At 60.5% G+C, this 26,404-nt stretch carries 25 protein-coding genes and 1 riboswitch; of the genes, 6 read left to right on the forward strand and 19 right to left on the reverse strand.

What is annotated here, in order from left to right:
- Nucleotides 1-41 precede the first annotated feature (41 nt).
- Genes DLM86_RS10575 through DLM86_RS10585 form a run of 3 tightly spaced genes read right to left on the reverse strand, consistent with a single transcriptional unit; the run spans nucleotide 42 to nucleotide 2,402 of the window.
- Nucleotides 42-584 carry a spore maturation protein gene (locus DLM86_RS10575; protein ID WP_110839976.1) on the reverse strand — a complete coding sequence of 181 codons (543 nt, stop codon included), beginning with the start codon at nucleotides 582-584 and terminating at the stop codon, nucleotides 42-44.
- A gap of 6 nt (nucleotides 585-590) precedes the next feature.
- Nucleotides 591-1,190 carry a nucleoside recognition domain-containing protein gene (locus tag DLM86_RS10580; RefSeq protein ID WP_110839977.1) on the reverse strand — a complete coding sequence of 200 codons (600 nt, stop codon included), beginning with the start codon at nucleotides 1,188-1,190 and terminating at the stop codon, nucleotides 591-593.
- A 33-nt stretch (nucleotides 1,191-1,223) separates the two neighbouring features.
- A complete protein-coding gene (locus tag DLM86_RS10585; protein ID WP_110839978.1) occupies nucleotides 1,224-2,402 on the reverse strand; it encodes a D-alanyl-D-alanine carboxypeptidase family protein in 1,179 nt (392 codons plus the stop codon).
- Nucleotides 2,403-2,903: 501 nt separating this feature from the next.
- Between DLM86_RS10585 and DLM86_RS10590 the strand changes: the two genes are divergently transcribed.
- On the forward strand, nucleotides 2,904-4,130 hold the full coding sequence (locus tag DLM86_RS10590) for an NAD(P)/FAD-dependent oxidoreductase (protein WP_110839979.1): 1,227 nt from the start codon (nucleotides 2,904-2,906) through the stop codon (nucleotides 4,128-4,130).
- 12 nt (nucleotides 4,131-4,142) lie between these two features.
- Here the strand turns inward: DLM86_RS10590 and DLM86_RS10595 are convergent, their stop codons facing one another.
- The 5 genes from DLM86_RS10595 to DLM86_RS10615 form a co-directional block, all read right to left on the reverse strand.
- On the reverse strand, nucleotides 4,143-5,033 hold the full coding sequence (locus DLM86_RS10595) for a carbohydrate ABC transporter permease (RefSeq protein WP_110839980.1): 891 nt from the start codon (nucleotides 5,031-5,033) through the stop codon (nucleotides 4,143-4,145).
- A gap of 18 nt (nucleotides 5,034-5,051) precedes the next feature.
- A complete protein-coding gene (locus tag DLM86_RS10600) occupies nucleotides 5,052-5,942 on the reverse strand; it encodes an ABC transporter permease (RefSeq protein WP_110840244.1) in 891 nt (296 codons plus the stop codon).
- A gap of 81 nt (nucleotides 5,943-6,023) precedes the next feature.
- Entirely contained in the window at nucleotides 6,024-7,655 is a 1,632-nt protein-coding gene (locus tag DLM86_RS10605) for a type 2 periplasmic-binding domain-containing protein (RefSeq protein ID WP_146250194.1), read from the reverse strand.
- Nucleotides 7,656-7,909: 254 nt separating this feature from the next.
- Nucleotides 7,910-8,911 carry a response regulator gene (locus DLM86_RS10610; protein ID WP_158289421.1) on the reverse strand — a complete coding sequence of 334 codons (1,002 nt, stop codon included), beginning with the start codon at nucleotides 8,909-8,911 and terminating at the stop codon, nucleotides 7,910-7,912.
- Nucleotides 8,908-10,662 (reverse strand): sensor histidine kinase, encoded by a 1,755-nt coding sequence (locus DLM86_RS10615; protein ID WP_158289422.1) that lies wholly within the window; start codon nucleotides 10,660-10,662, stop codon nucleotides 8,908-8,910. Before DLM86_RS10615 ends, DLM86_RS10610 begins: the two co-directional genes overlap by 4 nt.
- Before the next feature lie 241 nt (nucleotides 10,663-10,903).
- Here DLM86_RS10615 and murA point away from each other — a divergent pair, with 241 nt between their 5' ends.
- Nucleotides 10,904-12,208: a UDP-N-acetylglucosamine 1-carboxyvinyltransferase gene (gene murA / locus DLM86_RS10620; RefSeq protein ID WP_110840245.1), complete on the forward strand. Its 1,305-nt coding sequence runs from the start codon at nucleotides 10,904-10,906 to the stop codon at nucleotides 12,206-12,208.
- Between the two features lie 145 nt (nucleotides 12,209-12,353).
- Here murA and DLM86_RS10625 read toward each other — a convergent pair whose 3' ends face one another.
- Nucleotides 12,354-13,076 (reverse strand): FadR/GntR family transcriptional regulator, encoded by a 723-nt coding sequence (locus DLM86_RS10625; protein WP_110839984.1) that lies wholly within the window; start codon nucleotides 13,074-13,076, stop codon nucleotides 12,354-12,356.
- Nucleotides 13,077-13,247: 171 nt separating this feature from the next.
- Here DLM86_RS10625 and DLM86_RS10630 point away from each other — a divergent pair, with 171 nt between their 5' ends.
- Together DLM86_RS10630 and DLM86_RS10635 are read left to right on the forward strand one after the other, a co-directional pair.
- Complete coding sequence (locus DLM86_RS10630) at nucleotides 13,248-14,672, forward strand: FAD-binding oxidoreductase (RefSeq protein WP_110839985.1); 1,425 nt, start codon at nucleotides 13,248-13,250, stop codon at nucleotides 14,670-14,672.
- Complete coding sequence (locus tag DLM86_RS10635; RefSeq protein WP_110839986.1) at nucleotides 14,659-16,059, forward strand: (Fe-S)-binding protein; 1,401 nt, start codon at nucleotides 14,659-14,661, stop codon at nucleotides 16,057-16,059. Before DLM86_RS10630 ends, DLM86_RS10635 begins: the two co-directional genes overlap by 14 nt.
- Before the next feature lie 66 nt (nucleotides 16,060-16,125).
- Here DLM86_RS10635 and ytfJ read toward each other — a convergent pair whose 3' ends face one another.
- The 9 genes from ytfJ to ribD all read right to left on the reverse strand — a co-directional run bounded on the left by ytfJ (nucleotide 16,126) and on the right by ribD (nucleotide 23,343).
- On the reverse strand, nucleotides 16,126-16,638 hold the full coding sequence (gene ytfJ / locus DLM86_RS10640) for a GerW family sporulation protein (protein ID WP_110839987.1): 513 nt from the start codon (nucleotides 16,636-16,638) through the stop codon (nucleotides 16,126-16,128).
- Nucleotides 16,639-16,839: 201 nt separating this feature from the next.
- Nucleotides 16,840-17,115, reverse strand: a complete 276-nt coding sequence (locus DLM86_RS10645; RefSeq protein WP_110839988.1) for a hypothetical protein — start codon at nucleotides 17,113-17,115, stop codon at nucleotides 16,840-16,842.
- A gap of 212 nt (nucleotides 17,116-17,327) precedes the next feature.
- Nucleotides 17,328-18,002 (reverse strand): DUF2953 domain-containing protein, encoded by a 675-nt coding sequence (locus DLM86_RS10650; RefSeq protein ID WP_110839989.1) that lies wholly within the window; start codon nucleotides 18,000-18,002, stop codon nucleotides 17,328-17,330.
- 225 nt (nucleotides 18,003-18,227) lie between these two features.
- A complete protein-coding gene (gene scpB, locus DLM86_RS10655) occupies nucleotides 18,228-18,836 on the reverse strand; it encodes an SMC-Scp complex subunit ScpB (RefSeq protein ID WP_110839990.1) in 609 nt (202 codons plus the stop codon).
- Entirely contained in the window at nucleotides 18,805-19,587 is a 783-nt protein-coding gene (locus tag DLM86_RS10660; protein ID WP_110839991.1) for a segregation and condensation protein A, read from the reverse strand. Before DLM86_RS10660 ends, scpB begins: the two co-directional genes overlap by 32 nt.
- A 168-nt stretch (nucleotides 19,588-19,755) precedes the next feature.
- Nucleotides 19,756-20,223 carry a 6,7-dimethyl-8-ribityllumazine synthase gene (gene ribH / locus DLM86_RS10665; protein ID WP_110839992.1) on the reverse strand — a complete coding sequence of 156 codons (468 nt, stop codon included), beginning with the start codon at nucleotides 20,221-20,223 and terminating at the stop codon, nucleotides 19,756-19,758.
- A gap of 60 nt (nucleotides 20,224-20,283) precedes the next feature.
- Complete coding sequence (locus DLM86_RS10670; protein WP_110839993.1) at nucleotides 20,284-21,516, reverse strand: bifunctional 3,4-dihydroxy-2-butanone-4-phosphate synthase/GTP cyclohydrolase II; 1,233 nt, start codon at nucleotides 21,514-21,516, stop codon at nucleotides 20,284-20,286.
- Between the two features lie 43 nt (nucleotides 21,517-21,559).
- A complete protein-coding gene (locus DLM86_RS10675) occupies nucleotides 21,560-22,228 on the reverse strand; it encodes a riboflavin synthase (RefSeq protein WP_110839994.1) in 669 nt (222 codons plus the stop codon).
- Nucleotides 22,210-23,343 carry a bifunctional diaminohydroxyphosphoribosylaminopyrimidine deaminase/5-amino-6-(5-phosphoribosylamino)uracil reductase RibD gene (gene ribD, locus DLM86_RS10680; protein WP_211326506.1) on the reverse strand — a complete coding sequence of 378 codons (1,134 nt, stop codon included), beginning with the start codon at nucleotides 23,341-23,343 and terminating at the stop codon, nucleotides 22,210-22,212. Before ribD ends, DLM86_RS10675 begins: the two co-directional genes overlap by 19 nt.
- Before the next feature lie 323 nt (nucleotides 23,344-23,666).
- Nucleotides 23,667-23,869, reverse strand: a riboswitch (FMN riboswitch).
- 163 nt (nucleotides 23,870-24,032) lie between these two features.
- Here ribD and DLM86_RS10685 point away from each other — a divergent pair.
- Entirely contained in the window at nucleotides 24,033-24,416 is a 384-nt protein-coding gene (locus DLM86_RS10685) for a YmaF family protein (RefSeq protein ID WP_110839995.1), read from the forward strand.
- A 109-nt stretch (nucleotides 24,417-24,525) separates the two neighbouring features.
- Entirely contained in the window at nucleotides 24,526-24,966 is a 441-nt protein-coding gene (locus tag DLM86_RS10690; RefSeq protein ID WP_110839996.1) for a peptidylprolyl isomerase, read from the forward strand.
- A gap of 91 nt (nucleotides 24,967-25,057) precedes the next feature.
- On the opposite strand, the gene lysA is transcribed toward DLM86_RS10690, so the two are convergent.
- Nucleotides 25,058-26,392 (reverse strand): diaminopimelate decarboxylase, encoded by a 1,335-nt coding sequence (gene lysA / locus DLM86_RS10695; RefSeq protein ID WP_110839997.1) that lies wholly within the window; start codon nucleotides 26,390-26,392, stop codon nucleotides 25,058-25,060.
- Nucleotides 26,393-26,404: the final 12 nt, after the last annotated feature.

Consider the following 26,404-nt stretch of genomic DNA (forward strand, 5'->3'; position numbering starts at 1 on the left):
TCAAAAGGCTGTAACCCGCCGCGGTTACAGCCTTTTGATCGTCACCCCGCCGTGCCGAACACGATCAGGCAAATCGCCACGGCCGCCACGAAGCCGACGAGGTCGGAGAACAGCCCCACCTTCAGCGCGTAGCGCCCTTTGCGGATGCCGACGGCGCCGAAGTAGACGGTGAGCACGTACAGCGTCGTGTCGGTGCTGCCTTGGATCGTCGACGCGATTCGACCGATCATCGAATCGGGACCGAACTGGCCGATCAGGTCGGCCGTGTAGGCGAGCGACCCGGAGCCGGTTATCGGCCGCAAAATGGCGAGCGGGAGCACCTCCCCGGGTACGCCGACGCGAGCGAGAACCGGCTGCAGCCAGCCGATCAGCAAATCCATGGCGCCCGAGGCGCGGAAGACGCCGATCGCCACCATCATGCCGACGAGATGCGGAATGATTTTGACCGCCGTATCGAACCCGTCCTTGGCGCCCTCCACGAACGATTCGTAGACGGGCACTTTCCGGTATACGGCATAGAGCGGAATAAGCACGATCAGTACGGGAATGGCCCAGGCGGACACCACGGAGACGAGCGAGTACAAGCGCGATCATCCTTTCGGCACGGTTTTGGCGAGAAGCCGCCTTCGGCACCAGCGGTCCGCCGCGATGGCCGCGAATGTGGCGACGGCGGTGGCGAGCAGCGTCGTACCGACGATTTCGGCGGGATTCGCCGAGTTGTAGTTCATCCGGATCGCGATCAGCGTCGTCGGAATGAGCGTAATGCTGGCCGTATTCAAGGCGAGCAGCGTGCACATCGCCGGGCTGGCCGTCTCCTTGTCCGGATTGAGCGTCTGCAGCTCCTGCATCGCCTTGATCCCCATCGGGGTCGCCGCGTTGCCGAGCCCGAGCAGGTTGGCGCTCATGTTCGACATGATGTAGCCGACGGCGGGATGGTCTTTCGGCACGTCGGGGAACAGCAGCCGGACGATCGGCCGCAGCAGCTTGGCGATCGCCTTCAGCAGGCCGGCATCTTCGGCGATGCGCATCATGCCGAGCCAGAAGACGAGAATGCTGATCAGCCCGAAGCTGATCGTCACCCCGCTCTTCGCTCCGTCGAACACGGCCTGCGTCACCGCGTCGACGTTGCCCCGAGCCGCCGCCACGGCGAATCCCGCCGCGATAAACAACAACCAGATCCAGTTAACGATGGCGATCTCCTCCTTTGGCGCAGCGCGCCGACGCTACTCCCACAGCACGAACAGCCGCCGGACCGTTTCCTCGAGCTGCAGCCGCCAAAGCTCGAAGCGGGAGGCGTCGTACCGGTCGCTCTCGCGGTAGCCGAACGTCGACTGCTCCTTCGCGGCGAGCTGCGGACTGTTCTCGGCGTACAGCGGCACGGAGCCGATCGCTTGGTCGCCGAGCCGGAAGACGAGCTTCCCCCGCTCGCCGAGCCGGTAGGCGGCGGAGCCCGGCTCGAGCAGCACCGCTTCCTTGCGGACGGCTCCGGCTTCCTCCTTAAGCAGCGGATACGGGAACGATTGCCCGACGACGATCGGCATCGCCTCGAGCTTCTCCCCTTTTTGGACCAAATCGGTCAACGGGTAATTCGCGAACCCGTAATCAAGAAGCTTCGTATGGTCCAGCCAATCGTTCGGAGCGTTCAGCGTGACCGCCGCGAGCTGCTGACCGTTTCGCGTCGCGGACGAGACGAGACATCGCTTCGCCGTTTTCGTGTAGCCGGTCTTCACGCCGTCGGCCCCTTCGTAGATCGACAGCATTTTGTTTTTGTTCGTCCATTTATAGTCCCAATCCGCGTTCGGGTTCGGGGCGGTTTTCGTCTTCGTCTTGACGATGTCGCGGAACACCGGATTGCGCAGCGCGTAAGCGGTCAGCTTCGCCATATCCTCCGCGGTCGAATAATGCCCGTCCGCGTCCAGACCGTGCGGGTTTTTGAACTGCGTCGCCCGCAAGCCGATCAGCTTCGCCTTCTCGTTCATCATGTAGACGAACCCTTCGAGCGAGCCTCCGACATGCTCGGCGATCGCGGTCGCCGCATCGTTGCCCGATCGGAGCATGAGCCCGTACAGCAAATTTTCGAGACTCATTTCCTCCCCGGCTTTCAAGTAAAGCGAGGAGCCTTCTTTTCCGGCGGCGCTAGCTCCGACCTTCACTTGGTCGGACAGCCTGCCGTGCTCGATGGCGACGATCGCCGTCATAATTTTCGTCAGGCTGGCGATGCGCATCGGCTTGTCCCCGTTTTTCGCGACCAGTATTCGCCCGGACGTCACGTCGATGAGCGCTGCGGCTTCGGCGCTCGTCTGCACGCCCGACGGCGCCGCGGCCGAAAGCGACGGCAGCGCGAGCGCCAGGACGAGCGCCGCTCCGACGAGCCGCAGCGCGAATTTGCGATACCCCTTCATGTTCCGCTCCTCACCCCGTTCTTGGCGTAGCTACGCCGACTTGTACAAGTATATGCTTATCCGTACCCGATATGAACCGTTTCGGCCGATATCGCGGCAGGGCGGCTTGGAGCGGGGGGAGACGGGAGCGGAAGAGCCGACAGCGGCGATGGCGCCTCGGCCATTCTCGATAAATAATCGGGCCGATTCCTCTTGTATCGGCGAAGAAACCGGATTATAATGAAGGCGAAAGAGGTTGTGATTTTTTTCACATAAAAGGCATTCACATTCCGCCCATCGATCGCGTACACTGTTACCAATTCGAGATTATCGGGCTTGCATCGTCCTCTTGCACCCGCTTTGGCGAAACCGGGATCGCCCTTCCCGATCCGCGGGCGGCCGGTACGAATGCGAAGCTACCGGAACGGATACGGACGTGTCGGAAATCGATCGGTGCGGCAGGTCGTCGCCATGGTTTGTGAATTGTTTCACATCATCGCGCATGAGAAAGGATGGTTTCCCATGACCCACACTCCCATCGCTTCGAAAAACGGAACGCCGCGCATCGTCGTCCTCGGCGCCGGCTACGGCGGCATCGTCACCGTCCAGCGGCTGCAAAAGCTGCTCCGGCCGGGCGAAGCGTCCGTGACGCTCGTCAGCAAGCACGACTATCATTACGTGACGGCGCATCTCCATATGCCCGCGGCGGGGACGGACCGTCTCGAAAGCGCGCGCGTCTCCATCGCCTCGCTCATCGATCCGAAGCGGACCCGGTTCGTCCGCTCGGCCGTCCGGCGCATCGATCCGAAGCGGCGCGTCGTCGAGCTCGAATCCGGCACGCTCGAATACGACGTTCTCGTCGTCGGGCTCGGCGGCGAGCCGGAAACGTTCGGCATCCCGGGCGTCGCCGAGCACGCGATGAACATCCGCAGCTTGAATACGGTGCGCCGCATCCGCGAGCATATCGAGATGTCGTTCGAGACGTTCAAGCGGGAGCCGCACCGGACCGAGCTGCTGACGTTCGTCGTCGTCGGCGCCGGCTTCACGGGCACCGAATTCGTCGGCGAGCTGGCCGACCGGCTGCCGGTGCTATGCAAGAAGTACGGCGTCGATCCGTCGCTCGTCAAGCTGTACAATATCGAAGCGTCGCCGACCGCCCTCCCGCCGGGCTTCCCGCCGGAGCTCGTCCGCTACGGCATGAACGTGCTGTCGCGCAAAGGCGTCGTCTACAAGCTCGCCTCTCCGATCCGCGAATGCCGGCCCGACGGCGTCCTGTTGAACGGCGGCGAATTCATTCCGGCCGGAACGGTCGTCTGGGCGGGCGGCGTCCGCGGCAACCGGCTGCTGGAGGAGGCCGGCTTCGAAACGTCGCGCGGGCAAGTCGCGGTCGACCTGTATTTGCGCTCGCCGCAATTCGCGAACGTGTACGTCATCGGCGACTGCTCGCTCGTCGTCGGATTGGACGGGAAGCGCGTGCCGTCCACCGGGCAGCTGGCCGTCCAGCAAGGAGCTTACCTCGCGCGTTGCCTGGCTGCTTCCGTGCGCGGAGAAAAGGCCGAGCCGTTCGTCTACCGCCATCAAGGCACCGTCGCTTCGCTCGGCAAAGGCGCCGCCGTCGGCGTCGTCGGCAGCCGCATCCTGTACGGGTACGTCGCCTCGCTGCTCAAAAAGCTGATCGACATGCGCTACCTGTACCTCATCGGCGGCATTCCGCTCGTGCTGCGCAAGGGCGTGTTCAAGACGGACTGAGCCGCCGTCCGTTCATTCCTTCACGCTGCCGAGCATGATGCCGTGAATGAAATACTTTTGCAGGAACGGATAGACGAGCAGGATCGGAATCATCGACACCGCGATTTTGGCGGCGTTCAGCGTCTTGTTCGACAGCTTCGCCAGCATGTCCAGCTTGTTCGGATCGTTCGCGAGCTGCGTGACGTTCAATTGGACGACCAGCTGCTGAATGTACGTCTGGAGCGGATACAGCTCGACGCTGCGCATGAAGATCATGCCGTCGAAGAAGGCGTTCCAATGGCCGACGACGCTGAACAGCGTGACGGTCGCGAGCGCGGGCGCGGACAGCGGCACGTAGATTCGGAACAGCGTGAACCACGGCCCCGCCCCGTCCATATAGCCCGCTTCGTTCAGCTCCTTCGGGATGCTGCGGAAAAAGTTCATCAGCAAGATGACGTTGAACACCGGTACGGCGCCGGGCAGCACGAGCGACCAGATCGAGTTGAACAGGCCGAGCGACTTGACGACGATATAAAGCGGAATGATGCCTCCGCTGAACAGCATCGTAAAGACGAGAAACCACATATACCCGTTGCGCAGCCGAAACTCCTTCGGCTCCCGGGACAGCGGATACGCCATCAGCACCGTCAGCAGAAATTGGATCGCTCCGCCCAGCAGCACCCGCTTCACGGACGTGAGGAAGGCGTTCAGGAAAGCCGGATCGTCCAATATTTTTTCGTAGGAATAGACGTTGAAGCCTTTCGGCCAAAACGTGACGAAGCCCGCGGCGGCGGACGCCTTGTCGCTGAACGAGACGGCGAACGTATGCCAGATCGGCGCCAGCGAGCCGAGCGCGATGGCCGACAGCAATACGACCAGCGCGATCTCCCCGAACTTGTCGGTCATCGTCTTGCTTCGCACCATGGTGATCACCCGGTTTCTCTAGAAGATTCGGTAATTGGCGAATCGGCTCGCCAACCCGTAGGACAGCGCGATCAGCACGAAGCCGATCAGCGACTTCAGGAGCCCGATGGCGGTCGCGAGACCGTACTGGGCTTCGAGAATGCCGACGCGGTACACGTACGTGTCGATGACGTCGGCGGAATCGTACACGAGCGGATTGTACATATTCAAAATTTGGTCGAATCCCGCGTTCAGGATGTTCCCGATGCTGAGCGTCGCCAGCAGGACGATCGTCGTCGCCAGCGACGGCATCGTGACGTAACGGAGCTGCTGCGCCCTCGAAGCGCCGTCGATCGCTGCGGCTTCGTACAGCGACGGGTTGATGCCGGCGAGCGCCGCCAAGTAGATAATGGCGTTGAAGCCGAATTCTTTCCAGACGTCGCTTCCGATCAGGATGATCGGGAACCACCGGTTGTCGCCGAGGAACAGGACCGGCTCCAGGCCGATCGCTTTCACCGCCCGGTTGACGATGCCGTCGAGCATGAGCATATCCGTCACGATGCCGGACAAGATGACCCACGACAAGAAGTGCGGCAAGTAGACGATCGTCTGCACCCACCGCTTCATGATGCGGAAGCGCAGCTCGTTCAGCAGCAGCGCGAAGAAGAGCGGGACGATCAGGTTCGCGACGATTTTGCCGAGCGACAGGACGATCGTATTCGTAAAAATGCGCCGGCTGTCGGGCAGCTGAAACGCATAGGCGAAATTGTCGAGCCCGGCCCAGGGCGACCTCCATATCCCGAGGCCGATTTTGAAGTCTTGAAACGCGATGACCGCTCCGAACATCGGCACGACGCTGAAGACGATCAGCAGGACGATGCCCGGCAGCAGCATCAGATGGTAATGCTTTTCGAATCCTTTCACCTTCATCATGTCGGTCCGCCTTCCTCCGTCGAAGCAAGGGGCCCGCGCCGCGCGGACCCCGCTCCGAAGTCGGGCTGTATTGGAATGCTACTTCAGCTCGGCCTCGATCTCTTGCGCGATCGTATCGCCGCCTTGCGACTTCCAGTCTTGAACGAACTTGTCGAACGCGTCGAGCGGCTGCTCGCCGAGCACGATTTTGAAAAACGTCTCCGTCTCGAGCTTCTGCAGGTTCGCCCACCGCTTCTCCATCGTCTTCGTGCTCGACGTGAAGACCGGGAACACCTCGTTCACCTTCTTGCCGACGATCGCGCCCGCGCCGAATTGGTATGCGTACGGCGCCGACCAGTCGCCCGGATTCGCGCCGTGGTTGCTCAGGTCGCGCTGCCACCGGTCGTAATGGCCTTTCATCTCCGGCGTCAGCTTATCCGGGGACAGCTTTCCTTCGAGCGCCTGCTTCAGCATGTCGTGCTTCCGGTTGACCGTATCGGGATAATCGATCGTCAGATCGAGCGGCAGCATGCTGACGTACGTCTGGTCCAGCTTCTTGTCGTCGTCGGTCGGCGTCCGCAGGAAGCGGGTGTTGAAGTTCAAGTTGACGACGAGCGCTTCGGGATGGGCGAACCCTTTCTTCGCGACGAGGAAGCTGGCGCTGACCGGCACCATCGTGGCGTTGTACTGCCCGTTCGCGTCGGACAGGAGATACGGCTTCCAATCGGCCTTCGGGTTCGTCTTGATCGCGTCTCCGAGCGGGCTCCACGGCGCCCACCACGCCCCGAAAAAAATACCCGCCCGACCGCCGACGACGAGCTCGTCGGGGTTTTTGCGCAGCGCGAACTCCTTGTCGATCAAGCCGGCCGCATACCATTCGCGCACTTTGGCGATCGCCTGCTTCGCCTCCGGCGTCGTCGAGCCGTAGACGAGCTTGCCGGCTTTGTCCTTGTGCCAAATGCCGGGGAATGCGCCCAGCGCGTTGAACACCGCCTTGAAGTCGTGACCGCCCGTGTAGCTGCCCGATGCGAGCGTCGAGTTGTTCCCGGTGATGCCGACCGTGTCCGCCTTGCCGTTGCCGTCGGGATCGTTCTCGATGAACGCCTTCGCGATCGCCGCCAAATCGTCCAGCTTCTGCGGCGGCTTCAGGCCGAGCTTTTCGAGCCAATCTTGCCGGACCCACGCAAGCGCGTAGGAATCGGCCAGCGGCACGATGTTCGGAAGCGCCATCAATTTGCCGCCGATCGTCGCCTTCTCGAGCGCCTTGTTATTCGTCGCGGCGTAATATTCTTTCAGCTGCGGGGACGCGTACGTCTCGTACGCCTTGGACAAATCCTCGATTTGCCCGCCTTCGGCCATCGAGCGGAACGTCTTCTCGTCGACGATCAGCGCGTCCGGCAAGTCGTTGCTCGCGATGGCCAGCTTGTACTTTTGCTCGTAATCTTGACCGGAAGCGTACCACATCAGCTTGAAGTTGATATTCGTCTTCTCGGCCGTATGCCGGGAGAACAAGTTGTTCTCGACCGTATCGCCCTGCGGCAGCTTCAAATCGGGAAGCACCGCCTTCACGATCTTGACATCGACCGGCTTCGGCAGCCGGTACGGGTCGACCGCCGTTTGCGCCGGTTGGCCGTCGCTCTCCTTCTTGGGCTCCTGCGTATTGTTGTCCGAGCATGCGGCGATCAGCATCATGCCGGCGACCCCGACGGCAACCGCACTCCGTTTCTTCATCTTCAACCACCCTTTCTCGTTCGATATCGGAATCGTAACGTCCCGTTCGCTTTCATCATAAATGAAAACGCTCTCTTCGGAGTCAGAAACGGTCTTCGAAGAAGTGCGCTATCATCCGCGATTGGAGCCGGGTATCGCCGCGGAGGACGAAAGTGCACGAAGCCGGAGACGATTGATGACTTTCCGCCCCCCCTAAGGACAAAAAAACCTTTTTCGCGCGAAAAAGGTTGGAGTCGTCCTTCAGCCGGCCCGCTTCAAGACTTGAGCGCGCTTTTGCGGAACTCGCTCGGCAGCAGACCGGTCGCTTGACGGAACGCCTTGCAAAAATATTTTTCGTTCGGATACCCCGACTGCGCCGATACCCAATGGATCGGCCGTCCCGTGCCGACGAGCAGCGACTTGGCGCATTCGATGCGGCGTTCCGTGACGAACTCGTGGAACGTCATGCCGACGATATCCCGGAAGCACCGGCTGAAGTAGCTCCGGCTCATGTTGACCGCTTTGGCCACGTCCGGCAAATGCAGCTCCCCGGCGAACCCTTCGCGGATGAGGGCGACCGCTTTATGGACGCAGCCGAGCACCTCCTCGGAATAGCCCATCGCCCCGGACGATCGGCGTACCGACTCCCGGACTGCAGCCAGCCGCCCCACGCCGTCCTCGTCGGCGGCGAGCGGCCGGTCCCTCCATTCCGCGGGCAGCAGCTCCCGCCAATGCCCGCTCGCCAGCCGGTACAGCTCCGCGAGCCGATCCGGGGACAGGTCGAGCTCCCGCAATTCGTCCGCCATACGGCGGAACAGCTCGTCGTCCCACATCCAGCGGAGCGAGGACCAGCGCTCCGCCAGCTTGTCGATCGACGGGGCCTGCGGCGCAGGCTGCTCCGCGGCGATTCGTTCCGATATTCTCCGCAACATGTCCTCCATCCGCTCCTGCTCGAGCTCGACCTTCGTGATGTAATCGATCGCGCCGAGCCGCAGCGCCTCCTGAATCAGCTCGAAGTCGTGATGGAACGTCAGCACAACGAGCCGGACGTGCGGGTACGATTCCTTCACCTGCCGCATCAGCTCCATCCCGGACATGACGGGCATGGCCAAATCGGTGATGAGCAGGTCGGCTTCGCGTTCCGCCAGCATGTCGAGCGCCGCCTTGCCGTTGGCCGCTTCCCCGATAATCCGGAATCCGAATTTGTCCCACGGCATGATGCCGATAAAACCTTTGCGCACCAAATGATCGTCGTCGACCACTATCGTTCGGATCAAGTCGATTCTCCTTTCGTCTCCAGCGGAATCGTCAAGATGACCGCCGTTCCGGCGCCTTCCCGGCTTTCGATGCGGAATTCGGCGTCGGTCCCGTATTTGTGGGAGAGCATCCGTTTGACGTAGTTCAGGCCGATGCCGAGCCCGACCCGGCCGCCGCCGGAAGCGGGCGGGTCCGCAAGAAGCCGGTCCACCTCGTCTTGGCTCATTCCTTTGCCGTTGTCTTTCACCTCGATCCAAAGCCGGGACGGGTCGGCCTCGGAACGGCCGATGCCCACCTCGATGATGCCGCTCTCGTTCAAGCCGTGGTATAAAGCGTTTTCAACGATCGGCTGCAGCAAAAACCGCGGAATCGGAAGATCGAGCAGCCGTTCGTCCGCCTGTACCCGGACGTCGAAATGAAAATGGTACCGGACGCTTTGCAGCGCGGCGTAGTGCTTCACCGCCTCCAGCTCGTCGCGTATCGTCGTGCTGCCCGTTTTGCCCAGATTGTAATGGAGCAGCCGGTTCAGCGTCGAGACGAGACGGTCGATTTCGGCTTGCCCGTTCGCGCGCGCGATCCATCTCACCGTATCGAGCGTATTGTGCAGAAAGTGCGGATTGATCTGGTTCATCAGCTTCTCCACCTCCAGCTCCGCCTTCCGCCGCTCCTTCGCCTCGATTTCGCCGATCAGCTCGGCGATGCGTACCCGCATGTTTTCGAACTCCCCGTGAATGAGGTCGAACTCCAAATTGTTCGACTTGCGGGCGGGCGTCCGCCATTTGTGATGCTTCACGTCGCGAATGTCTCGGCTCAAGTTGCGCAGCGGCCGGTACAGCGTCCGCCAGATCGCCCAAGCGAACAAGCAGCTGACGGCGAGCGACAGCAGGGCGAAGCCGATGAACTGACGGCCCCAGCGGCGAATTTCGTAAGCGTATTCGGAAGCGGGCAGCGCGGCTGCGACTCTCCACGACTGATTGCTGTTTTCCTCGAACACGTAGTAATCGCCGTAGACGCTGTGCTCTTTGTCGAATGCCGGGAACGTCGCGCCGAGCGGAAACGGATCGGGGCGCTCGGTGTATACGACCTTCCCTCCCGGGTCCATAATGAAATGAGAGATGCTGTCGTCGAACGCCTCCGTCTGAATGATCGTCTCCGCCCATTTGAAATTCGTTTCGATGTAGATGTACAGGTCGTCGCGCTCCGGCAGCTCGACCCGGCGAATGGCGGAGAACACCATCGTGCCGTCCAGCGGATTGAGCGACTTGTGCGGGCCGAAGTAACGGATTTTGTTCGCTTCGAGCAGCAAGGGCAGCCGGTCGGGCGAAAACGACGCGTCCGCCTTATAATTTTCGAAGAGCGTCTGGTACGTGCCGCCGATATAATAAAACGTCAGCCCCATATTCGGGTTCGTGAAATTGATCAGGCTCAGCTCGTTCGTAATATCGTCCTGCAGCGACTTTTTCTCGTAAGCGTCCGCCAAAAAATATTTTTCCAAATTTTTGCCGACGCGCCCGTCGTACGCGAGCTGCTGCGAGACGTGGTTGAGCTGGCTCAGCGTATTTTCCAGCGAGAGCCGCACCTCGTGCAGATGGCTTCGCACGCCTCTCTCCGCCTTGTTCTCGAGTATGGAAGACATCGAATAATACGAGATGCTGCCGATCAGCACGAGGGGCATCAGCGCCGTCAGCGGCAAAATAATCAGCAGCCGCGTGCGGATCGAATACGGCAGCAGCCGTCCGAGCCGGGACAATCCGTTTCCGGTTCCGCTCAACCTCATCCCCCCTTTTGTTTCATCATAATGAGTTGAGCCCGGACGCGCAATGCGGAAAAAGGTCCCCGTCGAAATCCGGGGACCTTCGCAGCGATTCGAAAGCGGGCGGCCGTGCGGGGCGAAGGCCCCTTGCGGAGCGTCGAAAAAATAGTGCCGGCAACCCCCTCTTCTTATTGACTTTCCGGCGCAATCATGAATAAATAGTAATGGTGAAGACATTACCGGAAAGTGGGAACCTCTGTTGAACATCATCCGACTGGAACGCACCGGGCCGTTGAACGGCTCCGTCAAAATACAAGGCTCGAAAAACAGCTCCCTCGCCCTCATGGCCGCCTGCTGCCTGTCCGACTCCCCCGTCACGCTGTCGGGCATCCCCGACATTTACGATATACGCGTCATCTGCGACATCGCCGACGACATCGGCATGAAAACCGTCCGCCATCCGAACGGCGACATCACGCTCGATCCGCGGTCGATTCGCCATGCCGACATCGACAAGGAGAAAGCTTCGTCGTATCGCGCCTCCTATTATTTCGTCGGCGCGCTGCTCGCCAAATTCGGCAAAGTGAGCATCGGCTTCCCCGGCGGCGACAATTTCGTCTCGCGTCCGATCGACCAGCATATTAAAGGGCTGAAGGCGATGGGCGCCCGGTTCGAGTTCCATGAGGATCACTACACGGTCGAAGCGACCAAGCTGACCGGCGCGGACATTTATTTCGACATGATCACATCCGGCGCCACGATCAACTGCATGCTCGCCGCCGTCCTGGCCGAAGGCCGGACCGTGCTGCGCGGCGCGGCGAAAGACCCCGAGGTCGTCGACACGGCGATCATGCTCAACGAATTCGGAGCCAACATATCCGGAGCGGGAACCGATACGATCCGGATCGAAGGCGTCCGCTCGCTCGGCGGCGGGCATCATACCGTCATTCCGGACCGGCTCATCGCCGGCGCCTTCCTCATGTCCGCAGGCATCGCCGGCGGTTCCGTGACGGTGACGGACGTCATCCCGGACCATCTCGGCTCGTGCATCGCCAAGCTGACCGAGATCGGCCTCCAGTTCGAGCTGCGCGACCAAAGCATCACGGCGCATTCGACCGGCAAGCTGAAGGCGACGCGCGTGCGGACCTCGATGTACCCGGGCTTCGCCACCGATTTGCAGCAGCCGTTGACCGCCCTGCTCGTCACGGCGCCCGGCAAGAGCATCGTCACCGAGAAAATTTACCCGAAACGGTTCCAGCACGTTCCGCAGCTGCGGCGAATGGGAGCCGATATCGAATTGCGCGGCAGTACGGCGTTTATCCGGGGCGGCCAGCCGCTTGCGGGCAATTGGGTTCACGCCGCCGACATCCGCGCGGGCACGTGCCTCATGCTGGCCGGGATGGCCGCGGAAGGCACGACGTGCATTACCGGCGTCGAGCATATCGAGCGGGGATACGAGGACGCGATCGGCGCGTTCCGCTCGCTTGGCGCGAATATCAGCCTGGAGCAAGTCGACGCCGCCCATGCGGAGGAGAAGCTGCGGATCGGATCGGTGCAGCCGTAATCGTAATCCGTAATCGAACATAAAGAAGAAGCGCTTTCCGTCGGAAAGTGCTTTTTTCGTGTTGCGGGAGGAACACCCGAAGCTAAACGGCTTCCCGGAAGCGCCACGAATCGGCGGCGCCGCGACCGACCTCGAAACGACCGCGTTAGTGATCGGCGTCGGCAATCGCCTTTCTCAACACGGCTTCCACTTTCCCGAGATGCGTCATCATCGCCTCGAAGGCGGCCGTCTCGTCTCGCGCCTTTACCGCCTCGTAGATGTCGGAATGCTCACGCAGCAGCCGGCGCGCCTCGGCGCGCTCCCCGTAAAACCATAGTCGGCGCGATTCCTTCATGCTATCGTGCAGCCGCTGCGACATCGACTCCATCATCTGGATGAGCAGCGAATTGTGCGTAGCCGCCGCCAGCTTCAAGTGGAAGCGGACGTCCGCCTCCTCCCCCTTCGCCTCGTCATGCAAGTGCGCCTCCATCAGCGCCAGCTCGTCCCCGATCGACCGCATGTCGTCTTCCGTCCGGTTGCGGGCCGCGAGCGAGGCGCAGCCGGTTTCCAATATTTTGCGTACCTCGAGCAGCTCGCGGATCGACTGCGCGTTCGCGAACAGCGCCGTCCCGCCGGCCGCGGGCGGCTCCTTCGGCAGCTCCGCGCTGACGTATGTGCCGCCGCCCTGCCGGATTTCGACGAAGCCGATCGCCTTCAGCGCGCTCAGCGCCTCGCGAATCGTCGAACGGCCGACGCCGAACGTCGCCGCCAGCTCGACGACCGACGCCAGCTTCGCGCCCGGCGCCAGCTCGCCCGAGTCGATGCGGGCTTTGATTTGCTCCTTGACGAGCTCGTAGCCTTTTAACGGTTTCACCTGATTGAACGACATGTGCGCGCCCTCTCCTCCTCTACCTGCCACAATGCCGGGACGAAGCCGTTCGCCCCCATCCCGCGAAAAATCCGGTCCCTTTCATCTATACACACATTCTATAGTAAGCTATAATGAGAGAAAAGTCATCTGATGACCTGATTAATTTCATCATTTTTAGGAGGACTGGGCATGCTGGACCAATCAATCCGCGACAAGCTTCGCGACATCGTCGGCCCTACGTGGTTCAAGGACGATATGGAAGCGCTGGTCAGCTATTCGTACGACGCCACGCCGATGCAGCAGGCGCTGCCGGACGGCGTTATTTTTCCCGCCACGACGCAGCAGGTGTCGGACATTTTGAAAATCGCGAACGAGCATCGCATCCCGATCGTCGGCCGCGGCGCCGGCAGCAACCTGTGCGCCGGCACGGTACCGCTCGAGGGCGGCATCGTCATGGTGATGAACCGGATGAACAAGCTGCTCGAAATCGATACCGAAAATTTGACCGCTACGTTCCAAGCCGGCCTCAATACGAAGGCGTTCCATACCGAGGTCGAGAAGCTCGGCCTGTTCTACCCGCCCGATCCGAGCAGCATGATCATCTCCACGCTCGGCGGCAATATTATGGAATGTGCCGGCGGACTGCGCGGGCTGAAATACGGCACGACGAAGGACCACGTCATCGGCCTCGAGGCGGTGCTGCCGAACGGCGACATTATCCGCACCGGCGGGAAGCTGTATAAGGACGTCGCCGGCTACGACTTGACGAAGCTGCTCGTCGGCTCCGAAGGGACGCTCGCCATCGTCACCGAAGCGACGGTGAAGCTGATGCCCGCACCCAAATACCGCAAAACGATGGTCGCCATGTACAGCGACATTTACGCGGCGGCGCGGTCCGTCTCGGCCATCGTCGGCAACCGGATCATTCCCGCGACGCTCGAGTTTCTCGATAACGCCACGATCCGCGTCGTCGAAGGGTTTAACAAGATCGGGCTGCCCGTCGAGATGGAGGCGATTTTGCTGATCGAGCAGGACGGCCTCGACGAATCCGTCGTCGAGAAGGACATCGTCGAAATCGTCCGCATCTGCAAGGAGCAGGGCGCCGTCGAGGTGAAGATGGCGGCCGACGCCGCCGAAGCGGAGAAGCTGATGCTCGCCCGGCGCAGCGCCTTGTCCACGTGCGCCCGCATCCGCCCGACGACGATTCTCGAGGACGCCACCGTCCCCCGTTCCAAAATCGCCGACATGGTCATCGCGATCAACGAAATCGCCAAGAAGTACAACGTGCAAATTTGTACGTTCGGCCATGCCGGCGACGGCAATCTGCACCCGACGTGCACGACGGACGCCCGCGACCCGGACGAAATTCATCGCGTCGAGCAGGCGTTCGAGGAAATATTCGAAGCGGCGATCCGTCTCGGCGGCACGATTACCGGCGAGCACGGCGTAGGGGTCGTGAAGGCGCCTTATTTGGAATGGAAGGTGGGCGCGGCTGGCATCGAAGTGATGAAAGCGATCAAGCAGGCGTTCGACCCGAACAACATTATGAATCCCGGCAAAATTTTCGCCAAACATACGCGGAAGAGAGTGGTGATCGATCATGGCGGCCGCTAACGGTACGACGACTCCCGCACACGAGCATTCGGCGCCCTCCGGCTCGACGCCGGCGCGCAAGCCGCTGAACCCTCTTGCCCAAACGATGAAAATGCAGCTGAACTACGACGAGCTGACGAACTGCATGCGCTGCGGCTTTTGCCAGGCCGCGTGCCCGACGTTTATCGAAACCGGCCTCGAGGCGGCCTCTCCGCGCGGCCGGATCGCGCTGATGAAAGCCGTCGTCGACGGCATTATGGAGCCCGACCAGTCGTTTCGCGACCAGATGGACTTGTGTCTCGGCTGCCGGGCGTGCGAGCCGGTATGTCCGGCCGACGTCAAGTACGGCCACCTGCTCGAGGAGACGCGCGACTCGATCGAGCAGCATGTCGAGCACCGCTGGTTCATCAAGGCGGCGCGCAAGGTCGCCTTCAAGCAAGTGTTTCCGAAGCAGAAGCGGATGAGGCTCGTCGGCAAGCTGCTGCGCACGTACCAGAAGTCCGGCCTGCAAAAAGTCGCCCACGGCATCGGCGTCATGAAGCTGTTTCCGAAAAACATGCGGGATATGGAAGCGATTCTGCCCGAAGCGTCCGGCCAAGGCGTCGTCGAGACGTTCGGCACGCGGGTCCCGGCGAAAGGTCCCAAAATCGGCACGGTCGGCATGTTCCGCGGCTGCCTGATGGACGTCCTGTTCGCCGAGACGAACAAGAAGACGGTGCAGCTGCTGTCCGAAGCCGGCTTCGAGGTCGTCATCCCGGACACGCAAAACTGCTGCGGCGCGCTTCACGCTCATGCCGGGGAAGTGTCGCAGGCGAAGGAGCTGGCCAAAAACAACGTCCGCGCCTTCCGCGAAGCGAACGTCGACTACATCGCGTCCAATGCGGGCGGGTGCGGCGCTTTGCTGATCGAATACGACCATCTGCTGCACGACGAGCCCGATTTCAAGGAGGACGCCGAATGGTTCGCCTCGCGCGTCAAGGACGTCAGCCTGCTTCTGCTGGAGAAAGGGCGGCTCCCGGCTTTCGAGCACCCGGCCGACGCAACGGCCGACGGCGAGACGTTCACGATCACGTACCAGGACTCGTGCCATTTGCGCAACGTCATGCGCTCGGGCAACGCGCCCCGCAACTTGATGAAGCGGGTAGCGAACGTCAACTTTGTCGAGCTGCAAGGGGCGGACCGGTGCTGCGGCTCGGCCGGTATATACAATATCGTGCAGACGGAGATGGCGAACCAAATTCTCGAGCACAAAATGGAGCACGTCAAAGAAACGAACGCGCATATGCTCATTACGAGCAATCCCGGCTGCTTGCTGCAGATGAAGCTGGGGATCGAGCGCGAAAACCTGTCCGGTAAAATGGAAGCCGTCCACATTGTCGATTTCCTCTACGACCGGATCAAATCGTAACGCCTGTAACGAACGAAAACTGCCGCAGGGCTAACGCCGCGCGGCAGTTTTTTCGTTTCATGGGGATTAAACGATGACGTTCGTTTCATCGGTAATAATCGTCGTTCCGTTGGAGCCGGACATGCCGCCCGCTCCGCCCATTCCGCTTTGCGTTCCCGAGGCGTTTTTGTTCGTTTTCAGCATGCTTTGGATTTTGTCCACGACTTGCGGAGCCGAATCGATCAAACGCTCGTACAGATGCGTCTGGTTATCGAGCGGAACGACCTTCACGCCATGCTTGCCTACGACGAGAAAGGCGATCGGCGTAATCGACACCCCGCCGCCGCTACCGCCGCCGAACGGCAGCGATACGTGCGCGTTGTGCGCATCGGTCCGTCCGGCGTTGTTCCGTTCTTCCTCCGCCTCGACCGCAAATTCGCTTCCCCCGGCGGCAAAGCCGAAGCCGACCTTGGAAATCGGCATAATGACGCTGCCGTCCGGCGTCTCGACCGGATCGCCAACGATCGTATTGACGTCCACCATTTCTTTGATGTTTTCCATTGCCGTCTTCATTAATCCTTGAATCGGATGTTCAGCCACACCTATTCCTCCTTTTAGGCTAGTTCCAGCTTGATCGTGGATTTTCGGTCTTCCCCGTTAGCATTGCCCGAACGGTTCAAGCGTATGTAAAGGTCGAAGGCGAGTCACGAACTCCCATCGATAACGAAAAAAAGCGCAACGCGTCGGCAAAGAGCACGACGGATTGCGCCCGGTTGGCGTTCCATATGTACAAGTTCGACATTACTCCATGGTCGATAAAATGCCGCCGATAAACACGACCATGATTAGAATATAAAGGACAATGCCGATCAGCGCCCAAATTAATGCCGCCTTCGCGTAATTCGCCTTATTCGGATTCGTCCCGCCGCCGAACGCCCATACGAACAGCATAACGATGTTGACGACCGGTATGGCCAGCAGCAAGATGGTGATCATCCAATCTTTCATCGTCAGTACGGGCGCCGTCTGCTGCGGCGCGGCTTGATAATGCTGCGTCGGATTTACTTGCGTTTCCATGTGACCGCTCTCCTTGAACTGGAATAGGATGTCGGACCCGCCTCCTCTTGATCCTTTCGAATCAAAGAGCGATTTGTAAACGGTTCCACCAGTAAATATTAGTAGATTTTACCTAATAAATCAATACCAAATTTCATAAAATTGTCGAAATTGCAAAAAGGAATTCAAAAAGGAACCGCGGGCATCGCTGCCGCCACGGCTCCTTCCACAGTTTACGAAGGTTTGAACAGTACCTTTCGCCAAGTCTTCAAGCCGCCCTTGACGCGCAAAATACGGAACACTAGGAGAATGCCCGCGTACAAGGCGTAGCCGGCTTTTATTTTGGCCGTACAGACCGCCGCCGTCGAAAATTGCATCCGGTTGAATTGCGGCTGCACGCTCAGGACGGGCTTCGCCTCGAGCTTGATATAACGAAACAAGTAGCCGAGCACCGACGTCTTGATCCCCCATACGATGCCGGTCGTCACCGCCGTGTCGGCCGCATCGCCGAGCCCGATCCGCGTCGTCCAGCTGATTTCGGTGCAGGTCGTCCGGGCCAGAACCCCCTTGAGCCAGTCGATCAGCCGGTCGGTATGCGTCAGCAAATCTCTCGTTCGGCGAAAAAACAGCTCTACTTCGTCCCGAGTAATATTCATATGTTGGCCGCTCAGCAGCTCCTTCGCTTTACGGTCAACCTTCTCCGACTTCAAATGAAGTCCGCCGTCGCGCCATACGAGCACCGGAACGGCGAACCGAAAGCGGACGAACCCGTACAGTCCGCGAATATCGAACCAAAGCTGGTCGTCCCCTTCCATTCGTGTAAACCGGAATCGCATCTGCACGTCGCTTATCATAAAAAAAAGCAATCCCGCAACGAGAATGCCCGCGATCCACCATACCCATACCATGGCTCCCGCTCCCCCGTCATCGTCAAACTTCCGGCAATGGTATCCGCCCGTGTCAAAGTTTAGTATGACCCGTTCGCGGGACCGTATTCGTTAAAGCCCGGGCAAGACGAAGCCGGCTCTTATGATGACGGCGGGCGCCGTCTGCGCCACGACAAAAAAGCCGCATAGCCGCGGCTCCGCTTCGCCAACACATCCCCCATGCCGCATGATACGCGGCGAGCGCGCTCATCCGTTCATCTCGGCGTCGTCGATCGTCAGCTGGTGGCCGTCCAGCTTCTCGAACAGCATCCGCGTTTCCTCCTCCAGATCGTCCGGGTTTTGGAACAGCGTCGCCTCCGGAAGCTCGTGCAAGCCGGCCAGACCGAAATAGTCCAGAAACGATTTCGTCGTCCCGTACAAGATCGGCCGGCCGACCGCTTCGGCCCGTCCGACTTCCTCGATCAAGTTTTTCGCGACGAGCGTCTGCAGCGCGCGATCCGCCTTCACGCCGCGGATTTCCTCGATGTCGATCCGCGTGATCGGCTGCTTGTAAGCGACGATCGCCAGCGTCTCGAGCGCCGCCTGGGACAAGCTGGAGCGGGTCGGCGATTGCGCCAGCCTTTCGAAGTACGGCGCATGGGCCGGAAGCGTCGTCAGCTGGTAAGCGCCGGCGATTTCGACGATTTGGATGCCGCGCTCCTCGCGACGGAAATCTTCGACCATTTCTTTAATCAATCCGGAAACCGCTTGCGGCTGCAGCTCGACGACCTCGGCGATTTGCTTCGCATCGAGCCCTTCGTCCCCCGCCGCGAACAGCAAGCCTTCAATAATCGATTTCATCTGGCGGTAGTTCAACGTTGGCTTCCCCCTCTTTGGCTTCAATGACGATGTCGTCGAACAGACGGTTCTGGAAGCAGACGATCCGCTTCGTCTTCATCAGCTCCAGCAGCGCCAAGAAGGTGACGACGACCTCTTCCCTCGTCATATCGTAATCGAACAGCTTGGAAAACAACAGCTTGCCCCCGCGTTCGACGAGCAGCGTCATCACTTCGCCCATCCGTTCCTTGACCGATACTTCGTCGCGGCGAATTTTGGCGACCGTGCTGCGCGTCTTCGCCTTGCGGAGCGCCCGCTGGAAGGCGATGACCAAGTCGGCCACGTCGAGACCTTCGACGGGATTCGCTTCGATCTCGCGCACATAGGGCGTCAAATCCTCCGGCTCGCGCGTATAGATCAGGCTTCGCTCCAGCTCCTTGTCGCGCAGCTCCTCGGCGATCGCCTTGTACTTGCGGTATTCGAGCAGCTTCTGCACGAGCTCGGCTCTCGGGTCGTAATCTTCGTCCTCGTAAAACGTATCGTCCAGCTCAATCGGCGGCGGCTTCGGCAGCAGCATTTGGCTTTTGATCGCGAGCAGCGTGGCGGCCATGACGAGAAATTCGCTCGTCACCTCCAGCTCCAGCTCCTGCATCGTCGCAAGCACTTCCATATACTGTTCGGTAATGTCGCTGATCGGGATGTTGTAAATATCGATTTCCGACTTGTCGATCAGATGGAGCAGCAGGTCGAGGGGACCTTCGAACGTCTCCAATTTGTAATGCGGCTTCATTCCGGGTCCACCTCATCTTAAACGAATGCATGAATCGAAACGATGTTGAACGGCTCCACGGCGCGACGAGACGGACGCATAAGCGTCCGTCCGTATGCGGTCGACCGGTTCATGGGGAATGGAAGCAAAGCGGGAACGAGTCTTAACGCCTGTCGCCGCCGCGTTCGATCAAGCTTCCAGCTGCTTGGTCAAGTTGGCCATCTCGATCGCCGTAACGGCCGCTTCCCAGCCTTTGTTGCCGGCTTTCGTGCCCGCCCGCTCGATCGCCTGCTCGATCGAATCGGTCGTCAGGACGCCGAATACGGTCGGTACGCCCGTCTTCAGACCGATCGCCGCGACGCCTTTGGCCGCTTCGTTGCATACGTAATCGAAATGTGGCGTCGAGCCGCGGATGACCGCGCCGAGCGTGACGACCGCGTCGTACTTGCCGCTTTCGGCCATTTTTTGCGCGATAAGCGGAATTTCAAACGCTCCCGGTACCCAGGCGATGTCGATTTCCTCTTCCTTCGCTCCGTGGCGCTTGAACGCGTCGAGCGCGCCTCCGAGCAGCTTGGACGTGATGAATTCATTGAAGCGGCCGACGACGACCCCGTATCGATATCCTTGCGAAATCAAATTCCCTTCGAAATGTGCCATTGGTCAAGTTCTCCTTTGTCTTGTTGGTGTCCGCCGATTGCTCGCGTCGCGTCACTATGATCAAATGCCGGCTCCGCTTTCGTGTTCGAACTGGAGCATATGGCCGAGCTTTTCCTTTTTCGTGCGCAGGTATCGCCGGTTGTCCTCGTTCTCCTCCATTTGGATCGGAACGCGTTCGACGATTTCCATCCCGTAGCCTTCAAGTCCGCGAATTTTCCGCGGATTGTTCGTCAGCAGACGAATTTGCCGGACGCCCAAATCTTTCAAAATTTGCGCTCCGATGCCGTAATCGCGCAGGTCGGGAGCGAATCCTAATTTAACATTCGCCTCGACCGTGTCGAATCCCTGCTCCTGAAGCACATAAGCTTTCAATTTGTTGATCAGGCCGATGCCCCGGCCTTCCTGGCGCAGGTAGACGAGTACGCCGCTACCTTCCGCATTGATCCTCTCGAGCGCTGCCGCCAGCTGCGGTCCGCAGTCGCACCTGTGGGAGTGGAACACGTCGCCGGTCAAGCATTCCGAGTGCATCCGGACGAGCACCGGGCGGTCGGGATCGATTTTTCCTTTGACGAGCGCCACATGCTCCTGATTGTTCACTTCGTTCGAATACGCGATTGCGGCGAATTGGCCGAAGTCGGTCGGCAGCTTGATCTCGACCTCGCGCTTGACGAGCTTTTCCTTTTCGTTGCGGTAATGAATCAAATCCTTGATCGTGATCATCTTCAAATCGTGCTTCGCCGCGATGTCCGCCAAATCCGGAACGCGGGCCATCGTGCCGTCTTCTTTGATCACTTCGCAAATGACGGCGGCGGGGTACGAGCCGCACATCCGGGCGAGATCGACCGCCGCTTCCGTATGGCCGGCGCGGCGCAGCACGCCGCCCTTTTTCGCGATGAGCGGGAAAATATGGCCCGGCCGGCGGAAGTCTTCGGGACGCGTCTTCGGATCGATCATCGCCTTCACCGTATGGGCCCGCTCGTAAGCGGAAATGCCCGTGGACGTTCCCGTATGGTCGATCGATACGGTGAACGCGGTGCCATGATAGTCGGTGTTTTTGGCGACCATGGGCGGCAGATCGAGCTCTTGGGCGCGCTCCTCGGTAATCGGGACGCAGACGAGCCCGCGCCCTTCCTTGATCATGAAATTGATGACGTCCGGAGTCGCCTTGTCGGCGAGCGCGATGAAGTCGCCTTCGTTCTCCCGGTCTTCGTCGTCCACGACGATAATGACTTTGCCGAGCATCAAATCGTAAATCGCTTCTTCGATCGTGTGCATGCGTACCGGCTGCTGCATGGTTCTCACCTCTCCTATGCTTCGTATCTGTATCGGTTCGACCTTACATGAACCCGTGCTTGGACAAAAATTCCATCGTCAAGCCCCCGCCGCGGCCGGCCGCCCCTTCCGCCGCGCCTCCCCGGAACGATAGCAGTCTGTCGATATATTTGCCGAGCAAATCGTATTCGATATTGACCGTGTCGCCCGGCTGCTTATGCTGCAGCACCGTCTGGGCCAGCGTGTGGGGGATGATCGACACGGTGAACGTGCGCTCGTCGACGCTCACGACGGTCAAGCTGATGCCGTCCAGCGTAATCGAGCCGTGCGGAATGACATACTTCATATCGGAGAGACCGGTCGGCTCGATGCGGAACACGACCGCATTCTCCTCCGGCTGCCGCGAGACGATGCGTCCCGGCGTATCGACGTGCCCTTGGACGATATGGCCGCCGAACCTCCCGTTGGCCGGCATCGCCCGCTCCAGATTGACCCGGCTGCCCGGCTGCAGCTGCGAGAGCGTCGTTTTGCGGAACGTCTCGGGCATGACGTCGACCGTAAAGGACGCCCCGTCGAATTGCACGACCGTCAGGCATACGCCGTTGACGGAAATGCTGTCGCCCAAGCCGACGTCCTCCAGCACCTTGGCCGCTTCGATCGTCAGCACCATCGATTGGCCCTGCTTCGCGATCCGGCGCATACGCCCGACTTCTTCTACGATTCCGGTAAACATCCCGGCTCCCTCCTTTCCGTTCGCGGATATCCGGTTATGCAGCAATCGTCCCCGATCCGTTCCACGGTTACCCGGTCCAGCGCGATCGCATCGGCCATCCGCTCGAACCCGGCCATCGCGAACGCGCCCGGGGCGTCCGTCCCCCCGACGATTTTCGGGGCGAGGAACAGGACGATTTTGTCGACGAGACCGGCCTCGAGCATCGCTCCGTTCAGCGTGCCGCCGCCTTCGAGCAAAATCGAGCCGATTTCCCGCTCGCCGACGATCGCCATCGCCTTTCGTAAATCGACGCGGGGGCCGTCGCCGCATTTGATCACCTCGACGCCGAGCGCGTTCAACCGCATGATCTGCTCGATGGACGCCTGATTCGTCGTCAGCACGATCGTCTTTGCGCTTTCCCGGTCTTTCACGACCCGCGCGTCCAGCGGAATGCGCAGACGGGAATCGACGACGAGACGTACCGGCTGGAGCGCGGGCGCATCCATGCGGGCCGTCAGCAGCGGATCGTCGGCGATGACCGTATCGACGCCGACCATGATCGCCTGATGGCGGTGCCGCAGCATGTGGACCGAGGCGCGGGACGCTTCCCCGCTGATCCATTTGCTGTCGCCGGTTTTCGACGCGATTTTCCCGTCGAGCGTCGTCGCCGACTTCAACGTGACGAACGGCAGGCGCGTCACGATATATTTGTTGAACATTTCGTTCTGCGCTCTCGCCTCGGCTTCGAGCACGCCGACGTCGACCCGGATGCCGTGGCTGCGCAGCTTCTCGATGCCCTTCCCCGCTACCTGCGGGTTCGGATCGGTGCACGCCACGACGACGCGGCCGACCTTCTCCGCCACGAGCCGGTCCGCGCAGGGCGGCGTCCGCCCGAAATGGCTGCACGGCTCGAGCGTGACGTACGCCGTCGCGCCGGCCGCCTCGTCGCCGGCCATTTGCAAGGCGTGAACCTCCGCATGCGGACCGCCCCGCTGCAAATGCGTGCCGATGCCGACGATTCGGCCGTCCTTCACGACGACGCAGCCGACGACGGGGTTGATCCCGGTTTGTCCCGTCGCCTTCTCCGCCATTTGCAGCGCGAGCCGCATGTAATATTCGTCGTTCAACCATTCCACCGCTACTCACCGCCATCCCGCAAAAGTTTGCCGATTCGGGGATTTGTTACGCAATAAAGCCCCTTCCGCGCTTCGGGAGAAGCGAGGCAAGGGGCGGGAAGTCGAGAACAATGGGCGAATTGCGCGGCATGCAGCCATGCGCAAACAAACGTCCCCGATCGGCCCGTACGACAGCCTGCGGCGCGCGAGCGCAAACAGGACGCCGATACGCGGCACCGGTTCGCCTGCGCGAAGCGGATTGCCGATAAGGGCGCGGCAAAGGATGCGGTTCATGTGAAAAAATGCACATAAACCGTAACGAATTGCAGCCGTTTTGATATGCCCGATCCCTTCTCCCATCCAGACTATACTGTCGGTCCCGGAGTTGCACCGGGTCCACCGGACGGACGCGGCATGATGCGTTCACGCTCGTCGCGGGTCACGGACTGATCCGCCGCCTCGCATCGCGGCCGGAACTTGCATGTCGGCCGACGCCAAGCGCGGAATCACCGCCGGTCGGGAATTTCACCCGGCCCCGAAGGTAAATCGTTGGTTTGTAATGAATAGTATCATCGGGAAATGAAAAATGCAAGGTTTTTCAAGATCGCTTTCACGGCGGGACTCGCCGACGATCGCCCGGCGGCCGCTCGAGTCGGGTGACCGATCGGAGAGCGGGCGCATACATTGGTGGCAAAAAAGGACGATGCGCCATGTTCGGTACGATTCGCCCCTCCTTCCTCCCGCCTGCTCACGCCCATTACTTGCAGGCCGTCACTTCGCGCGAGCTCGGGCATTCCCATATCGTGCAGCTGTTTACGTATCCGGTCAACGGAAGCGCGCGAGACGGCCATGTCCACGATTTCCAAGGGCATACGTTTCTCGACCGCGACCACTTTCATCGCTTCTACGGAAAAACGGGTCCGGCCCTGCCGCTCCCGGACGGTTCCCATTATCACGATATTCGCATCGAAGTCGACGACGAGCCTTTTCAGTTTCAAGGCGGCAGCTACAAGACGGTGCTGACGATTCCGCGCCACGTCCATACGTTCGGAGGCGCGACCGGCAAGCCGCTCGGGTCGGATTCACCGTTCTGAAAATACGGGATACGGCCGACGAAAGCGACAAGCGCGTTTGCTCGCTTTGAAAAAGGGAAGATTTCGGTTACAATGAGAGAAGCTTTCGAGACGATAGGAGGAACGCGTTATGGCGAAAAAAGGAAGCATCGAGCTTGAAAACGGAGAAAAAGTGTTGATCGATTTTTATCCGGAGGAAGCGCCGAATACGGTCGCCAACTTCGAGAAGCTGGCCAATTCCGGCTTCTACAACGGACTTTCGTTCCATCGCGTCATCAAAGGATTCGTGGCGCAGGGCGGCTGTCCGCACGGCACCGGCACCGGCGGCCCCGGCTACACGATCGACTGCGAGACGGCGACGAACGTCAGCAAGCACGAGCGCGGCACCCTTTCGATGGCGCATGCGGGCAAAAACACGGGCGGCAGCCAATTTTTCATCTGCTACCAGCCGCAGCCGCACCTGAACGGCGTACATACGGTGTTCGGCCAAGTGTCCAAAGGAATGGAATACGTCGACGCCATCAAGCCGGGCGACAAAATGAAAGAAGTGAAGGTGTGGGACGAAGCGTGACGCTCGCCGTCCGCGAACGGGCCTCGCGCCTATGAAAAAGAGCCGGACCGTCAATGACGGCCGGCTCTTTTACTATTTTTCCCGATCGAGCTCAGCTTTTCGCGACCGCTTGCTTGCGCAGCCGCTCCGGGACGACGTCCTTGCCGGCGACGTCCTCGAACGTCTCGCGGCGGACGACGAGATCGGCTTCTCCGTCGCGGACGAAGACGACGGCCGGCCGGCGGAGCCGGTTGTAGTTGCTCGCCATCGAATAGTTGTACGCGCCCGTGCAGAACACGGCCAGCAAATCGCCGGGCTTCGTCTTCGGCAGCTCCAAGTCCCAAATGAGCATGTCGCCCGTTTCGCAGCATTTGCCGGCGATCGATACCGTTTCCTCGCTCGGATCGTTCGCCCGGTTGGCGAGAAACGCCTCGTACTTGGCGTCGTACAGGGCGGGACGAGGGTTGTCCGTCATGCCGCCGTCCACCGATACATACTTCCGGACGCCCGGAATGTCCTTCGTCGAACCGATCGTGTACAGCGTCGTTCCCGCATCGCCCACGATGCTGCGGCCCGGCTCGATCCAAATTTCCGGCATCGGATAGTCGTATTCGGCGAGCTTGGCCTTGATCGAATCCGTAATCGCCTGAACGTATTGACCGACGGGCAGCGGCGTGTCGCCCTCGGTGTAACGGATGCCGAAGCCGCCGCCCAAATTGATGACCGGAAACGTGACGCCGAGCTCCTTGCGGACGTTTTGGGCGAAATCGCATACGCGGTCCGCCGCCAGCTTGAAGCCGTCCGTCTCGAAAATTTGCGAGCCGATATGCGAGTGGACGCCCAGGATGTCCACGTTCGACAGCGACACCGCTTCGCGGATCGCCCGGAAAGCGGAGCCGTTGCCGATGTCGAAGCCGAACTTCGTATCGGTCTGGCCGGTGGAAATAAATTCGTGCGTATGCGCCTCGACGCCCGGCGTCACCCGGAACAGGATGCTGACGCGCGCGCTCTTTTCCTTGGCGATTTCGTTCAGCATGTACAGCTCCGTGAAATTGTCGACGACGATGCAGCCGATCTTGGCGTCGATCGCCATCTCGAGCTCTTCCGGCGTCTTGTTGTTGCCGTGAAAATGTATCCGGTCGGCGGGGAAGCCCGCGCGCAGCGCCGTGTACAGCTCGCCGTCGGACACGACGTCGAGCGACAGCCCTTCCTCCTCCGCGATCCGGCACATCGCCATCACGCAAAACGCCTTGCTCGCATAAGCGACCTGAAACCGAAGCCCGGTCGCCCGGAAGGCGTCCATAAATTCCCGGCAGCGCCGGCGAATGAGCGCTTCGTCGAATACGTAAAGCGGCGTTCCGAAGCGGGCGGCGAGCTCGGCCGTATCGCAGCCCCCGATTTCCAAACGTCCGGCCGCGTTGATTTGACTCGTACCGTGCAAATGCATCGTTCGTTCCTC

Source organism: Paenibacillus flagellatus, assembly GCF_003217775.1.
GTDB classification, from domain to species: Bacteria; Bacillota; Bacilli; order Paenibacillales; family NBRC-103111; genus Paenibacillus_AB; species Paenibacillus_AB flagellatus.